The 11,598-nt window shown below is 60.7% G+C and carries 15 protein-coding genes; 13 read left to right on the top strand and 2 right to left on the bottom strand.

The window, feature by feature from the left end:
- The first annotated feature begins 39 nt into the window (after window positions 1-39).
- The gene (locus tag ACN9MW_RS21130) at window positions 40-960 is read left to right on the top strand and encodes a 23S rRNA (adenine(2030)-N(6))-methyltransferase RlmJ (RefSeq protein WP_426162490.1); all 921 of its coding nucleotides are present in this window, start codon (window positions 40-42) and stop codon (window positions 958-960) included.
- 67 nt (window positions 961-1,027) lie between these two features.
- Window positions 1,028-2,296, top strand: coding sequence for an EAL and HDOD domain-containing protein (locus ACN9MW_RS21125; RefSeq protein WP_426162489.1), 1,269 nt, complete (start codon window positions 1,028-1,030; stop codon window positions 2,294-2,296).
- Window position 2,297: 1 nt separating this feature from the next.
- On the opposite strand, the gene ACN9MW_RS21120 is transcribed toward ACN9MW_RS21125, so the two are convergent.
- Window positions 2,298-3,023, bottom strand: a complete 726-nt coding sequence (locus tag ACN9MW_RS21120) for an SAM-dependent methyltransferase (protein ID WP_426162487.1) — start codon at window positions 3,021-3,023, stop codon at window positions 2,298-2,300.
- A 108-nt stretch (window positions 3,024-3,131) separates the two neighbouring features.
- On the bottom strand, window positions 3,132-3,725 hold the full coding sequence (locus ACN9MW_RS21115; RefSeq protein WP_426162486.1) for a Maf family nucleotide pyrophosphatase: 594 nt from the start codon (window positions 3,723-3,725) through the stop codon (window positions 3,132-3,134).
- Window positions 3,726-3,842: 117 nt separating this feature from the next.
- Between ACN9MW_RS21115 and ACN9MW_RS21110 the strand changes: the two genes are divergently transcribed.
- The 11 genes from ACN9MW_RS21110 to ACN9MW_RS21060 all read left to right on the top strand — a co-directional run bounded on the left by ACN9MW_RS21110 (window position 3,843) and on the right by ACN9MW_RS21060 (window position 11,548).
- Window positions 3,843-4,340, top strand: a complete 498-nt coding sequence (locus tag ACN9MW_RS21110; protein ID WP_426162485.1) for a YceD family protein — start codon at window positions 3,843-3,845, stop codon at window positions 4,338-4,340.
- A 133-nt stretch (window positions 4,341-4,473) separates the two neighbouring features.
- Window positions 4,474-4,656, top strand: a complete 183-nt coding sequence (gene rpmF / locus ACN9MW_RS21105; protein WP_028104096.1) for a 50S ribosomal protein L32 — start codon at window positions 4,474-4,476, stop codon at window positions 4,654-4,656.
- A gap of 83 nt (window positions 4,657-4,739) precedes the next feature.
- Complete coding sequence (gene plsX, locus ACN9MW_RS21100) at window positions 4,740-5,840, top strand: phosphate acyltransferase PlsX (RefSeq protein WP_426162484.1); 1,101 nt, start codon at window positions 4,740-4,742, stop codon at window positions 5,838-5,840.
- A complete protein-coding gene (locus tag ACN9MW_RS21095; RefSeq protein ID WP_426162483.1) occupies window positions 5,794-6,780 on the top strand; it encodes a beta-ketoacyl-ACP synthase III in 987 nt (328 codons plus the stop codon). The genes plsX and ACN9MW_RS21095 overlap by 47 nt, the downstream gene beginning before the upstream one ends.
- Before the next feature lie 44 nt (window positions 6,781-6,824).
- Window positions 6,825-7,766, top strand: coding sequence for an ACP S-malonyltransferase (gene fabD / locus ACN9MW_RS21090; RefSeq protein ID WP_426162482.1), 942 nt, complete (start codon window positions 6,825-6,827; stop codon window positions 7,764-7,766).
- 6 nt (window positions 7,767-7,772) lie between these two features.
- Window positions 7,773-8,525 carry a 3-oxoacyl-ACP reductase FabG gene (gene fabG / locus ACN9MW_RS21085; RefSeq protein ID WP_426162481.1) on the top strand — a complete coding sequence of 251 codons (753 nt, stop codon included), beginning with the start codon at window positions 7,773-7,775 and terminating at the stop codon, window positions 8,523-8,525.
- A gap of 143 nt (window positions 8,526-8,668) precedes the next feature.
- Window positions 8,669-8,908 carry an acyl carrier protein gene (gene acpP / locus ACN9MW_RS21080; protein WP_028104092.1) on the top strand — a complete coding sequence of 80 codons (240 nt, stop codon included), beginning with the start codon at window positions 8,669-8,671 and terminating at the stop codon, window positions 8,906-8,908.
- A 39-nt stretch (window positions 8,909-8,947) separates the two neighbouring features.
- The gene (fabF, locus tag ACN9MW_RS21075; protein WP_426162480.1) at window positions 8,948-10,192 is read left to right on the top strand and encodes a beta-ketoacyl-ACP synthase II; all 1,245 of its coding nucleotides are present in this window, start codon (window positions 8,948-8,950) and stop codon (window positions 10,190-10,192) included.
- A gap of 150 nt (window positions 10,193-10,342) precedes the next feature.
- Window positions 10,343-10,651, top strand: coding sequence for a protein YgfX (locus ACN9MW_RS21070; protein WP_426162479.1), 309 nt, complete (start codon window positions 10,343-10,345; stop codon window positions 10,649-10,651).
- A 24-nt stretch (window positions 10,652-10,675) separates the two neighbouring features.
- A complete protein-coding gene (locus ACN9MW_RS21065) occupies window positions 10,676-11,254 on the top strand; it encodes a sigma-70 family RNA polymerase sigma factor (RefSeq protein WP_426162478.1) in 579 nt (192 codons plus the stop codon).
- Window positions 11,255-11,263: 9 nt separating this feature from the next.
- Window positions 11,264-11,548, top strand: a complete 285-nt coding sequence (locus ACN9MW_RS21060) for a hypothetical protein (RefSeq protein ID WP_426162477.1) — start codon at window positions 11,264-11,266, stop codon at window positions 11,546-11,548.
- The last annotated feature ends 50 nt before the right edge of the window (window positions 11,549-11,598 follow it).

Raw genomic sequence — 11,598 nt, 5'->3', positions numbered from 1 at the left:
TGAGATAATGCCGGCAAATCTTATTGACCCGCCTCTCCTATGTTCAGTTACCGCCACGCGTTCCATGCCGGCAATCACGCCGACGTCCTCAAGCACTTTGTCCTGGTCCAGGTCCTCGAATACCTGAACCAGAAGGACGTCCCTTACACCTATATCGACACGCATGCCGGCGCCGGCGTTTATTCGCTGGATAGCGCGCAAGCCACCAAGACCGCTGAATTCGAGACCGGCATCGGCCCATTGTGGGATCGTGATGACCTGCCGGAACCGCTGGCCGACTACGTTCAACTGATCAAGGACCTGAACCCAAGCGGCAAACTGCGCTTCTACCCTGGTTCGCCTTACTGCGCCGAAATCGTGGCGCGCGAAGAAGACCGCCTTCGCCTGTTCGAGCTGCACCCGTCGGACGCCAAGATCCTGGCCGACAATTTCCACAAGCTGGAGCAGCACCAGGCGGCCAATGGCCGCCGGCCTGCTGCGCGCGGCAAGCGTGTGATCGTCAACAAGGCGGATGGTTTCCTGGGCGTGAAGGCGCTGCTGCCGCCGCCATCGCGCCGCGGCATCGTGCTGTGCGATCCTCCCTACGAGGACAAGCAGGACTACAAGAAGGTCACTGACATGCTGAACGATGCGCTGAAGCGCTTCCCGACCGGCACGTATGCGGTCTGGTATCCTGTGCTGCAGCGCATTGAGGCGCGCAACTTCGCCGAGCGCCTGAAGCACTTGCCGGCCAAGAGCTGGCTGAACGTGACCCTGTGCATCAGCACGCCAACCCCGGACGGCATCGCGCTGCATACGAGCGGCATGTTCCTGCTGAATCCTCCGTACACGCTGGAGCCGATGCTGCGCCAGGTGATGCCCTACCTGGTGCAGGTTTTGGGCCGTGATGCCGGTGCGCAGTTCACGCTGGAGAGTGGCGAGGCGGCCACAAGCAAGAAGGTCCCGCAGCGCACAACATAAAAATGTTGCCAGGACTGCACTAATGGGTATAGTCTTGACACCATGAGTCTTAACAATGGGGAAACCCATGACAGCCGTGGTTGAAAGTGAAGTGCAGATCCCAATGCCGTATGCCAATCAGTTCTTCTTGGCACGGCAACCCATCCTCAACCGCAGCCAGCGGCTCGTGGCCTACGAGCTGCTCTACCGAAATGCCGAAGTCCACGAAGCCCGTGTGACGGACGGAACCCATGCCACTGCCTCCGTGATTGCCCATGCTTCCGAGCTGGGCATGGAGCAGGTCGTGGGCGACCAGCTCGCTTTCGTCAATGTCGACACGACGGGATTGATGAGCGATTTCATTCACTTTCTGCCGAATGACAAGGTCATCCTCGAGGTGCTGGAGTCGGTCGAGCCGACGCCGGACGTGCTGAAGCGGGTGCAGGAACTGAAGCAGGCGGGCTACAAGTTCGCCCTCGACGATGTGGCGGGGGAGAGTGATGCCGTGACGGCGTTACGTCCCCTGATGGATGTGATCAAGGTCGATATCAAGCAGATCGAGCGCGGCAGCCTGCCAGCCCTGGCGCGCAACCTGCGCAACCCCAACCAGAAGCTGCTGGCCGAGAAGGTGGAGACGGTCGAGGAGTTCCGCGAGTGCATGGACCTGGGCTTTGAATACTTCCAAGGCTATTATTTCGCGCGGCCGGTGATCCTGAGCGGGAAGAAGATTACGCCATCTCAGCTCTCCATCATGCACTTGCTGGATTTGCTGAACCAGGATGCGGACCAGCGCGAGGTGGAGCGCAGCGTCAAGCATGACCCGCTGATTTCCCTGAACCTGCTGCGCCTGGTGAATACCCCGGCGGTGGGCGCGCGCTTCCGCATCAATTCCGTCGGGCATGCCCTGATCGTGCTGGGGCGCCGGCAGTTGCAGCGCTGGCTGCAGATCCTGCTGTATGTGAAAGGCTCGGAATTCGACTCGCCCTTGCTGCAAATGGCGACCACGCGCGGCAAGACCATGGAGCTGGTGATGGGGCATGTGCGGCCGTCGGAACGGGTGGCGGCTGACATTGGTTTTACGGTCGGCATCATGTCGCTGATGGATGCGCTGTTCTCGGTGCGCATGGGCGAAATCCTCGATAGCGTCAATGTGCTGGACGAGGTGCGCGATGCGCTGTTGCATCGCGAGGGGGATTATGGCGATGTGCTGCGCCTGATCGAGCTGATCGAGCGGGCGCAGGAGGGGCGGGAACTGACCGGCATCCTGCACAAGCTGGACCTGGCGCCTTCGGCGCTGTATGCGCTGCAGCGCGAGGCGTTTGAGTGGGTCAATGAGTATGCCCACTCGGTTCAATAGCTTATTGGGCCAGTAGCAGGAACACCGTTGGCTTCTTGTGGAAATCCGGCGCCTTGCCGGAGTCGAGCAGGCCCTTCCATTGCGCGCCCGTGCGGGTGCGAATCGTTTCCGTTGGCAGGCTGATGTCGGTGGCCACGCAGATCAGCGTGCTGCCGGTGCATGCGCTGACCAGTGCTTCCAGCATGGCTGCGTTGCGGTAGGGTGTTTCGATGAAGAGCTGCGTTTGCTTTTCCTGGCGGGAGCGCGTTTCCAGTTCTTTCAGGCGCTTGGCACGTTGCGCAGCGTCGGTCGGCAGGTAGCCGTTGAAGGCGAAACTTTGGCCGTTCAGGCCGCTGGCCATCACGGACATCAGGATGGAGGAGGGGCCGACCAGCGGACGGACCGGGATGCTGTTGGCGTGGGCCAGGCGAACCAGGTCGGCGCCCGGGTCGGCGACTGCAGGGACGCCGGCTTCGGACAACAGGCCGACGTCGTGGCCAGCTTTCAGGGGTTCGAGCAAGGCTTGCAGTGCGGTTTGCGGCGTGTTGATGTTCAGTTCGCTGATCGCGATTTCCTGGATGGGCTTGGCGGTGCCGACTTGCTTCAGGAAGGCGCGGGCGGTTTTGGCGTTTTCGGCGACGAAGTGGGTGAGATGGGAGGTCAGTTGCTGCACGTGCTGGGGGATGACCTGGTCCAGGGAGTCGGTGGGGCCGAGGGTGTTGGGGATGAGGTATAGGGTGCCGTTCATGTTTTTAAACCGGTGATGCGGTGTCAGACCCGCAGGGTCAGACACCGGTCTGCATACTGTGTTGGCCGGTGCGCCGTTGGTGTCTGACCCTGTGGGTCGGACACCGGTCTACCGGTTTTGGAAAAAGCTGACGCCGGCAGCGCGCAGCATGCCAGTCAAGGCGATCAGCGGCAAGCCCGTGAGTGCCGTCGGATCGCTGGAATCGATCCGCTCCAGGATCGCAATTCCCAGCGCCTCGTTTTTCGCGCTTCCGGCACAATCATAGGGCTGCTCGATGCGCAGGTAGGCATCCAGTTCCTCGTCCGGCAAATCGCGGAACTTGACCACGGTCTGGATGTCTTCAAGCTGGTGCGTATTGTTGCGCCCATCCCACACGCAAAGCGCGGTATGAAACACCACTTCACGCCCGCGCATTTTTTGCAGCTGGGCGAGGGCATTGGCATGATTGCCAGGTTTGCCGATTTGCTCATCGTCCAAAGTGGCGACCTGGTCGGAGCCGATCACCAGCGCGCCAGGGTGGCGGGCAGCTACTGCGGCAGCCTTTTCACGGGCCAGGCGCAGGGCGGTGGCAGAGGGAGTTTCGCCCGGCAGCGGGCTTTCGTCGATATCCGGCACATCGACCGAGAACGGTAAACGCAGCCGCGACAACAGCTCCCGGCGGTAGGCCGAGCTGGAGGCGAGAATGATGTCGGTTGTTTTCATCAGGGAAATGTTATATGCTCTCTGCGCCGTAGAAAAACAGCGAAAAGTCTCGCAAGTCTTTGACGCGGCGTGGAAAATCCTGTTATTATCGCAGGTTTTCGAGGGAAATTTTAGCCAATGAATGCTTTTGAGATCGACGCCTTTGAATTCTGTCGGACCAACAGCAGCAAGGAAGGGGTAACGCCCGTCGCTGAAATGACCCGGCTTAGCAAGGAATGCGCAAACACTTCCGGTGAGTTGGCCTGGAAGGTGGAGGGTGGTTCCAGCAAACAGGGCTTCCCGCAGATGCGCCTGACCGTTGCCGGCAAAGTGCAATTGGTGTGCCAGCGCTGCCTGACCCCGTTTGATTACGACATCGATTCGTCGACGCTCCTGATGCTCGGCAAGGACGACGAGGATGCGGACGAGATCGAGGAAATCATTGATGATGAAAGCATTGACGTGATCGTCGGTGCGCGCTCCATGAATCTCATGGACCTGGTGGAAGATGAGGCCCTGCTGGCCTTGCCGCAGTCGCCGAAGCACGAGGTGTGTCCTGATACCTCGCTGGTCGACTCTGCGAAGAATGAGAAGGCGTCGCCCTTCGCCGGCCTGAAAGGCCTGAAAACGAATTAATCAGTTTGTAGTAGCAAAGAACGTGTCAAAACGCGTGCAGTAATCGAGTTTGGCATGGATGTAAAAGCTCGATTCGCATGTTTTTGCGCATCGGATGTGTTAAAATCTTAGAACTTTAGTATTAGGAGTCATCATGGCTGTTCAACAGAACAAGAAATCCCCGTCGAAGCGCGGCATGCACCGTTCGCACGATTTTCTGGTAGCACCGAACCTGGCCGTTGAGCCAACCACCGGTGAAACCCACCTGCGTCACCACATTTCGCCTAACGGCTTCTATCGTGGTCGCAAAGTGCTGAAGACCAAGAACGACGAGTAATCGACGTTTCGCTTCAGCGACAAGACAAAGCGGTGCTACGCAGGATTTTCTGACGTCGCGCCGCTTTTTCTTTGAGTTATACAATGACAATTAAAATCTCTATCGACTGCATGGGTGGCGATCACGGCCCCTCAGTTACGATCCCCGCAGCACTCTCTTTCCTCAAGCACGAACCGAATGCCGAGCTGGTCCTTGTTGGCCTGGAAGACGTCCTTCGCGCTGAACTGAAAAAGCACCACGCCGAGGCCGAGCCGCGCCTCACCGTCCTTCACGCTTCCGAACAGGTCACCATGGATGACCCGCTCGAGGTCGCTTTGCGCCGCAAGAAGGATTCGTCGATGCGCGTGGCCATTGAGCAGGTCAAGAGCGGCGCCGTTGCCGGCTGTGTTTCGGCTGGCAATACCGGCGCCCTGATGGCAGTTTCCCGTTACGTGCTGAAGACCATGGCCGGCGTCGACCGTCCTGCCATCTGCACCATCATGCCCAACAAGCTGGGCAAGCCAACCTATATGCTGGACCTGGGCGCCAACGTGGATTGCGAACCGCACCACCTGCACCAATTCGCTATCATGGGTTATGTGCTGGTGCAGGCCATGGAGGACATCGAACGCCCGACCATCGGCTTGTTGAACGTGGGCACGGAAGACATCAAGGGCAATGAAGTGGTGAAAGCCACCGCTGCCTTGCTGCGCGCCGACCACGAGCGCGGCGCCCTGAACTTCTACGGCAACGTGGAAGGGAACGATATTTTCAAAGGTACCACCGACATCGTCGTCTGCGACGGTTTTGTCGGCAATGTGACGCTGAAGGCCATCGAAGGCCTGGCCAGCTTGTTCAAGGTGGTGCTGACCGAAGAATTCAAGCGTAACCCGATCACCATGTTGGGTGCGCTGATCGCGCGCGGTGCGCTGCGCATGATCACCCAACGCCTGAATCCTGCCCGCTTTAACGGCGCCGGCCTGCTGGGCCTGCGCGGCCTGGTATTCAAGAGCCATGGTGGGGCGGGCGTGGAAGCCTTTGAATGGGCAATCCGCCGCGCTTACGAGGCGGCGCATCATGATTTGCAAGAGCATCTGTCGGCCATGATTGCCGAACTGATGCCGCAGGAAGAGACGACACCACAAACGAGAGACACGCATGACCCTGTACAGCAAGATCGTAGGCACGGGCAGCTACCTGCCTGAGAAACGCGTAACCAACCATGAACTGGCAGCCCAGCTGGCTGCCAAGGGCATCGAGACTTCGGACGAGTGGATTGTGTCGCGCAGCGGCATTTCCGCCCGCCACTATGCGGAGCCTGAACAGGCTTCGTCCGACCTGGGTGTGATCGCGGCCAAGCGGGCATTGGAAATGGCCGGCATGCAGCCGGACGATATCGACCTGATCATCGTTGCCAGTTCCACGCCGGACTTTTACGGCAGCTTCCCGAGCACGGCCTGCATCGTGCAGAAGAAGCTGGGCATGACCAACAACTGCGCGGCAGTGGACGTGCAGGCCGTCTGCAGCGGCTTCGTTTACGCGGTGGCGACGGCGGACAGCTTCATCAAGTCCGGCATGCACAAGAATGTGCTCGTGATCGGTGCGGAAGTGTTCTCTCGCATCCTGAATTTCGAAGACCGCACCACCTGCGTGCTGTTTGGCGATGGCGCTGGCGCCATTGTCATGAGCGCGTCGCAAGAGCCTGGCATCCTCGCGTGCAAGCTGCATGCTGACGGCCGCCATTCCGATGTGCTGCGCGTGCCGGGCAGCCTGTCCAACGGCGCGATCGACGGCAGCGCTTTCCTGTACATGGATGGCCAGGCGGTGTTCAAGCTGGCGGTGTCGGTGCTGGAGAAGGTGGCCTACGAGGCACTGGACGCGGCAGGCATGACTTCCGGCCAGATTGACTGGCTGATCCCGCACCAGGCCAATATCCGCATCATGAACGGCACCGCCAGGAAGCTGGGCATGGAGCCGGAAAAGATGGTGGTGACCGTCGACCAGCATGGCAATACTTCCGCAGCTTCGATCCCGCTGGCGCTGGACGTCGCGGTGCGCGATGGCCGCATCAAGAAGGGCGATGTGGTGATGATGGAAGGTGTAGGCGGTGGCTTTACGTGGGGTGCCGTACTGGCCCGGATGTAATAAAATGCAGTCCTTTTTAGAATAAGAAGTCTAAAGGTTGAAAGATGAATAAATTCGCGTTCGTATTCCCGGGCCAGGGTTCCCAGGCCGTGGGCATGATGGAAGGTTTTGCCGGCAATCCAGTGGTCGCACAGACCCTTGCCGAAGCTTCCGACGCATTGCAGTTCGACCTGGCCAAGCTGATTGCTGAAGGCCCGAAAGAAGAACTCGACCTGACCACCAATACCCAGCCGATCATGCTGACCGCTGCCGTGGCAGCCTACCGCGCCTGGATCGCCGCTGGCGGCCCGGTGCCAACCGTGGTTGCCGGCCACTCGCTGGGCGAGTACTCGGCCCTGGTAGCTGCAGGCGTGATTTCCTTCAAGGATGCGGTGCCGCTGGTGCGCTTCCGCGCCCAAGCGATGCAGGAAGCCGTGCCAGTCGGGCAGGGTACCATGGCTGTGATGCTGGGCCTGTCCGATGAAGACGTGCGTGCAGCCTGCGCCGAAGCGGCTGCCGCCGTTCCTGGCGAAGTGGTGGAAGCGGTTAACTACAATGCGCCAGCGCAAGTCGTGGTCGCCGGTCACGCTGCCGCGGTCGACAAGGCCTGTGAAATCGCCAAGGCGAAAGGCGCCAAGCGCGCCATGCGCCTGCCGGTTTCCGCGCCGTTCCACAGCTCGCTGCTCAAGCCGGCTTCGGATCGCCTGCGCGAGTACATGGCTTCGATCCATTTCAATGCGCCGCAAATCCCGCTGATCAACAATGTGGACGTGGCCGTGCTGAACGACCCGGCTTCGATCAAGGACGCACTGGTGCGCCAGGCCGCTTCCCCGGTGCGCTGGGTGGAAACCATGCAGAAAGTTGCAGCCGACGGCATCACGAATGTGGTTGAATGCGGTCCGGGCAAGGTCCTGATGGGCCTGGCCAAGCGTATCGATCCGGTCCTGGTTGGCGAGGCCATCTACGACCAGGCAACCCTCGAGCGCATGCTGGAAACCCTGAAATAAACAAGGATGACAATGACACTCGCTAATCAAGTAGCACTGGTGACCGGCGCCTCGCGCGGCATCGGCAAGGCAATCGCGCAAGAACTGGCCCGCCAGGGCGCCAAAGTGATCGGCACCGCCACCACCGAGGCCGGCGCAGAAGCGATCTCGGCCTACCTGGCCGACATCGGCGCGGAAGCAGGCAGGGGTATGGTGCTGAACGTCACCAACGCCGAGCAGTGCGCTGCCGTCATCGACGATATCTCGAAAACCTACGGCGCCGTCGGCATCCTGGTCAACAACGCGGGCATCACGCAAGACCAGCTGGCCATGCGCATGAAGGACGAGGAGTGGGATAACGTGATCGCCACCAACCTGACTTCGGTGGGCCGCCTGTCGCGTGCTGTCCTGCGCGGCATGATGAAAGCGAAGGCTGGGCGTATCATTAATATCACCTCCGTGGTGGCTTCGGCCGGCAACCCTGGCCAGATGAACTACGCTGCCGCCAAGGCTGGCGTCGAGGGCATGACCCGCGCCCTGGCACGTGAAATCGGCAGCCGCAACATTACCGTCAACAGCGTCGCCCCCGGCTTTATCGATACCGATATGACCAAGGCGCTGGGCGAAGACCAGCATACGGCCCTGCTGACCCAGATTCCACTGGGCCGCCTGGGCAAGCCGGAAGATATCGCGGCAGCCGTCGCTTTCCTGGCCTCGCCAGCGGCCGCATATATTACCGGTACCACCCTCCACGTGAACGGTGGTATGTATATGAATTGATACGGTTATGCGGCATAATGCCGCACGATCGCATCATTTAATAGTGATTTCAACGTAGATCAAATCAAACGTCGAAATTAGTTTATAGGCGCGCAAACCTGCTAAAATGCGCGCTTTCCGTAACAACATATTGGAGCCATAACATGTCGGATATCGAACAACGCGTTAAGAAAATCGTCGCTGAACAACTGGGCGTCGCTGAAGCAGACATCAAGAACGAATCCTCTTTCGTCGACGACCTGGGCGCCGATTCCCTCGACACCGTTGAGCTGGTAATGGCACTGGAAGACGAGTTCGAAATGGAAATCCCAGACGAACAAGCTGAAAAGATCACCACCGTGCAGCAAGCGATCGACTACGCAACTGCACACGTCAAGGCCTAATCAAAGCCCTGACTCTCCGATCCACTCCGGGAGACTCGCTTGAGTTCTAAAAACCGTCGTGTAGTGGTCACCGGCCTCGGTGTTATTTCCCCCGTCGGCAACAGCGTTGCCGACGCGTGGAAAGCAATCACCGAGAGCAAGTCCGGGATCGCAAACATTACTAGTTTTGACGCGTCGGCCTTCTCCACCCGTTTCGCGGGTGAAGTGAAGGGCTTCAACGTCGAGGACTACCTCGACGCCAAAGAAGCGCGTCACATGGATAAATTCATCCACTTCGGCATGGCCGCTGGCATCCAGGCAATCCAGGATTCCGGCATCACCGTCACCGAAGAAAATGCCGATCGCATCGGCGTGATCATTGGATCCGGCATCGGCGGCCTGCCGATGATTGAAGCGCAGAAGGAAGACTACGACAAGCGCGGTCCGCGCCGTATCTCCCCATTCTTCGTGCCGGCCTCGATCATCAATATGATTTCCGGCAACCTGTCGATCAAGTACGGCATGCGCGGTCCCAACCTGTCCATCGTGACGGCTTGCACCACCGGCCTGCATTCGATCGGCGTGGCAGCCCGTGCCATTGAATATGGCGATGCGGATGTCATGATCGCCGGCGGCGCGGAATCGACCGTGTCGCCGCTGGGCCTGGGCGGTTTCGCTTCGGCTCGCGCGCTGTCCCAACGCAACGATGATCCTGCCACCGCGTCCCGCCCATGGGACATGGACCGCGACGGCTTCGTGCTGGGCGAAGGCGCCGGCGTCATGGTCCTGGAAGAGTACGAACACGCGAAAGCGCGCGGCGCCAAGATCTATGCAGAAGTGCTGGGCTTTGGCATGAGCGCCGATGCATATCACATGACCTCGCCGCTGGAAGATGGCGCTGGTGGCAGCAAGTCGGCGCAGAACGCGCTGCGCAACGCTGGCATCAACCCTGACCAGGTGAACTATGTGAACGCGCACGGCACCTCGACGCCGCAGGGCGACGTGGCGGAAGTCCAGGGTGTCAAGCGCACCTTCGGCGACCACGCCAAGAAGCTGGTTGTCAGCTCCACCAAGTCGGCCACCGGCCACCTGCTGGGCGGCGCTGGCGGCCTGGAGTCTGTGTTCACCGTACTGGCAATCCACAACCAGGTGATCCCACCGACCATCAACCTGTTCAACCAGGATCCGGCATGCGATCTGGACTTCTGCGCCAATACCGCGCGTGATGCCACGATCAACTATGCGCTGAAGAACTCCTTCGGCTTCGGCGGAACGAACGGCAGCCTGCTGTTCGCTAAAGTCTAAACGGAACTTCCAAGCCTCGCCCCGGTCTCAGTACCGGGGCGAGCGCTCCCGCTGTACCCCCCTTCATTTATTCCTATGTCGATCGCGGCATCTGTCGCTGTTCGTCCGTCGCCATGCCTGCGCGTTTTGCGGGCAGGGATTGTTGCGTCCGTGCTGGCTGTCGGGGCATGGAGCGGGCAGCCCTTGCTGGCGGTGGCAGCCCTGGCAAGCCTGCGGCGCGAAGTCAATTGCAGCCACATTGATATTTCCGGTGTCGGAGAAATCCGGCTGACGGTATACCGGAAGCAGTGCCGGGCACGCTTGCTCGATGGTTGCACCGCGTGGCCGGCCGCCTTGCTGCTCCACCTCGAGCTGGAAGGAGGGCTGCGCCTGTGGCTGGCCTTGCTGCCGGATTCGGTGGCGCGCGGCGAGTGGCGCCGGCTGCAGGCGGCAGTGCGGGCCCAGCTTCAAAAAATGTGAACCAATCTTCGCGGGACTGCTCTTATGAAGGTGGACCCAGATCGTGAGCTGGTGGAGCGGGCCCGGGCAGGGGAGCGGGCCGCGTTTGACCAGCTGGTGGCGCGCTACCAGCGGCGCCTGCTGCGCCTGGTCCTGCGGCTGCTGCGCGATCCGGCCGAGGCGGAGGATGTGGTGCAGGAGACCTTCCTCAAGGCGTACCGCGCCTTGCCGCGCTTTCGGGGCGAGGCGGCGTTCTACACCTGGCTGTACCGGATTGCCTTGAATGGGGCGCGCAATGCAATCCTGCGGCGGCGGCAGCGAAGCGCACCGCAGGGCGTGGCGCCGTCCCAGCTTCCGGCGCCGGTGCCGGAAATCGGGACGCCGGAGTCGATGTTGCTCAGCAAGCAGGTGATGCTGGCCATCGATGCGGCCATGGAGGCTTTGCCGCTGGAGTTGCGAACTGCCGTCGTGCTGCGGGAAATCGAGGGCTTGAGTTATGAGGAAATTGCGCAAATCATGGAGTGTCCGCTGGGAACCGTGCGCAGCCGGATTTTTCGCGCCCGCGAAGCGATTGCACGGCGCTTGCGGCCTTTACTGGATTTGCCTGTCGATAAGCGTTGGTGAGGAGGAGCAATGATTTTGCTGCCGGATGAGGATGAGCTGCCCGTGGGCGCCCAGGTCAATGCGGTGATCGGGGAGGCCTTGCGCCTGAGTGTTGCCGACATCGAGCCGAGTGCAGGCTTCGTGGCGCGGCTGGCGGCGGCGCTGGACGAGGCGGAGCGCGACAGTCATCTGGTGCGAACGCAGGTGGTGGCCGGCGAGCCGGCGTGCCAGGAGGCCGTGCCGGGCGAGAGCAAGCAGGCGGGCGAGGGTGAGGGAGCGGGGCAAGGGTCGGAAGCTGCCGAAGCGGCCTCTTGAAACCGCGAGGGGTTGCCCGCAACATATCGTCACAATATCCGGCTCCCGTT

It is taken from the genome of Pseudoduganella sp. R-34 (assembly GCF_049904655.1).
Taxonomy (GTDB): Bacteria; Pseudomonadota; Gammaproteobacteria; order Burkholderiales; family Burkholderiaceae_D; genus Rugamonas.
The sequence above is the reverse complement of the archived record's forward strand: the minus strand, read 5'-3'. Positions and strand labels throughout refer to the sequence as shown.

What these genes read in the sequence shown, in the direction of transcription:
- fabG (WP_426162481.1), top strand. Translation starts at nt 7,773, where the DNA reads ATGACAATGACACTCGCTAATCAAGTAGCACTGGTGACCGGCGCCTCG.
- plsX (WP_426162484.1), top strand. Translation starts at nt 4,740, where the DNA reads ATGACAATTAAAATCTCTATCGACTGCATGGGTGGCGATCACGGCCCC.
- ACN9MW_RS21125 (WP_426162489.1), top strand. Translation starts at nt 1,028, where the DNA reads ATGACAGCCGTGGTTGAAAGTGAAGTGCAGATCCCAATGCCGTATGCC.
- acpP (WP_028104092.1), top strand. Translation starts at nt 8,669, where the DNA reads ATGTCGGATATCGAACAACGCGTTAAGAAAATCGTCGCTGAACAACTG.
- ACN9MW_RS21115 (WP_426162486.1), bottom strand. Translation starts at nt 3,725, where the DNA reads ATGAAAACAACCGACATCATTCTCGCCTCCAGCTCGGCCTACCGCCGG.
- rpmF (WP_028104096.1), top strand. Translation starts at nt 4,474, where the DNA reads ATGGCTGTTCAACAGAACAAGAAATCCCCGTCGAAGCGCGGCATGCAC.
- ACN9MW_RS21120 (WP_426162487.1), bottom strand. Translation starts at nt 3,023, where the DNA reads ATGAACGGCACCCTATACCTCATCCCCAACACCCTCGGCCCCACCGAC.
- fabD (WP_426162482.1), top strand. Translation starts at nt 6,825, where the DNA reads ATGAATAAATTCGCGTTCGTATTCCCGGGCCAGGGTTCCCAGGCCGTG.
- ACN9MW_RS21110 (WP_426162485.1), top strand. Translation starts at nt 3,843, where the DNA reads ATGAATGCTTTTGAGATCGACGCCTTTGAATTCTGTCGGACCAACAGC.
- ACN9MW_RS21130 (WP_426162490.1), top strand. Translation starts at nt 40, where the DNA reads ATGTTCAGTTACCGCCACGCGTTCCATGCCGGCAATCACGCCGACGTC.
- ACN9MW_RS21060 (WP_426162477.1), top strand. Translation starts at nt 11,264, where the DNA reads ATGATTTTGCTGCCGGATGAGGATGAGCTGCCCGTGGGCGCCCAGGTC.
- ACN9MW_RS21095 (WP_426162483.1), top strand. Translation starts at nt 5,794, where the DNA reads ATGACCCTGTACAGCAAGATCGTAGGCACGGGCAGCTACCTGCCTGAG.
- ACN9MW_RS21065 (WP_426162478.1), top strand. Translation starts at nt 10,676, where the DNA reads ATGAAGGTGGACCCAGATCGTGAGCTGGTGGAGCGGGCCCGGGCAGGG.